The sequence below is a fragment of the Achromobacter colocynthidis genome (assembly GCF_057334535.1).
In genome coordinates, this window is record NZ_JBHFIZ010000035.1 from 196,259 (window position 1) to 197,472 (window position 1,214).

General features: G+C 63.4%; 1 protein-coding gene. It reads right to left on the minus strand.

Annotation, left to right across the window (positions count from 1 at the left end):
• Positions 1 to 82: 82 nt before the first annotated feature.
• Positions 83 to 1,171 carry a sn-glycerol-3-phosphate import ATP-binding protein UgpC gene (locus ACE04A_RS16645; protein WP_259247659.1) on the minus strand — a complete coding sequence of 363 codons (1,089 nt, stop codon included), beginning with the start codon at positions 1,169 to 1,171 and terminating at the stop codon, positions 83 to 85.
• Between the last annotated feature and the right edge of the window lie 43 nt (positions 1,172 to 1,214).

The following is a 1,214-nucleotide window of genomic DNA, read 5'->3' on the forward strand; positions in this document are numbered from 1 at the left end:
AGCCAATGACATGGCCCCCCCCCCGATTCTTTTGCCTGGCAGCCGCGCCAGGCGATCGCCGTGGCGGCTGGTGGCTTAGGGTTTACAGACCCTGCACCCGGCGACCCGATTCGGCTTCGAACCAATGCAGCGGATGGCGGCCGTCCGGGCCGACATTGACGCGATCGCCCACCTTGGCCGACGCTTCGGACAACTGGCGCGTCGTGCAGCGCACCACCAGCGTGGTCTTCCCGCAGCGGCAATGCACCAGTTGTTCCGAACCCAGCGTTTCGACCATTTCAACTTCGGCCGGCACGCCTTGCGTGTTCAGCAGCATGTGCTCCGGGCGCATGCCCATGATGATCTTGCGGCCGCGCACCTGGGACGGCACTTGCAGCGGCGAGATTTCCAGCGCCATGCCGTCGGTGGTCTGCACGGTGCCGTCGCCGGCCACCTGCACTTCCATCAGGTTCATCGGGGGCGAGCCGATGAAGCCGGCCACGAAGGTCGAAGCGGGCTTTTCAAAGACTTCCATGGGGGTGCCGATCTGCTCGGGGACGCCTTGGTACATGACGATCATGCGATGCGCCAGCGTCATGGCTTCGACCTGGTCGTGCGTCACGTACAGGCTGGTGGTGCCCAGGCGGCGATGCAGTTTCATGATTTCAAGGCGCATCGCCACGCGCAGCTTGGCGTCCAGGTTCGACAAGGGTTCGTCGAACAGGAACACCTTGGGTTCACGCACGATGGCGCGGCCCATGGCCACACGCTGGCGCTGGCCGCCGGACAGCGCGCGCGGGCGACGGTCCAGCAGGTGGCCCAGTTCCAGGATCTGCGCGGCGATGTCCACGCGCTTTTTGATCTCGTCCTTGGAGAACTTGCGGATCTTCAAGCCATAGGCCATGTTTTCAAACACGGTCATGTGCGGGTAGAGCGCGTAGTTCTGGAACACCATCGCGATGTCGCGTTCGGCGGGTTCCAGCGTGTTGACGACCTTGTCGTCGATCACGATGTCGCCGCTGGTCACGGATTCCAGGCCGGCGACCATGCGCATCAGCGTGGACTTGCCGCAGCCGGACGGCCCGACGATGACGATGAATTCACCGTCTTTGACATCCATGTCGATGCCATGGATGACCGGCACGTTGCCGGCATAGGTTTTCTTGACGTTACGGAAGCTGAGAGTAGCCATGTTTATTCGGGTTCGGAGTCGTGGTGGGGGGGGGGGGGGGGGG